Here is a 527-nt window from a genome sequence, read left to right as displayed (position 1 = left end):
GCTTTGCGAAATCACCAGCAAACCTGCACCCACTACCACGCCACCAATCAGTGCCGTTACCCTGGGCCCTAATAAGTCCTGGCACTTACCCGCCAGAATCATCGTAAAGGCAAACACTAAACAGCAGATGGCATAAGGATCGCCAACCGAAGCTCTGTCCCAATTAAATCCACCGGCACCGCCCGCTTCAATTGATTCAACAATCTTGGATTGATAAATGCTCCAGGTATAAAGCACCCCTAGAGCCAGGTTGATCCCTGTACCCGCGATGGCTACCTTCCACCCCGGATTCTTTAGTATTTCAGACATATCCCTTCCTTATCTCTACGAACATGAAGACCGCCTTTAGGAGGCGAGTGAGATTTTTTTATTGAGTGCTCAATATAGTCTGAGTACGGCAGAAGAAAATGACGGGAGTCAACAGGTGCGTAGATTAGGCTTAGTTTTTGAAAAATTGGAATAGTGCCTAGAGACAAAGATGATCTTGCTCAGCGACTTTGAAACTCTGTTTACAATGTTCAAACGGG

General features: G+C 46.7%; 1 pseudogene. It reads right to left on the bottom strand.

From position 1 onward, the window contains the following. Positions 1–309 (bottom strand): annotated as a pseudogene (locus A3756_RS01445) (hypothetical protein); the annotation flags it as partial. Between the last annotated feature and the right edge of the window lie 218 nt (positions 310–527).

The sequence above is a fragment of the Oleiphilus sp. HI0086 genome, assembly GCF_001635225.1.
The sequence above is the reverse complement of the archived record's forward strand: the minus strand, read 5'-3'. Positions and strand labels throughout refer to the sequence as shown.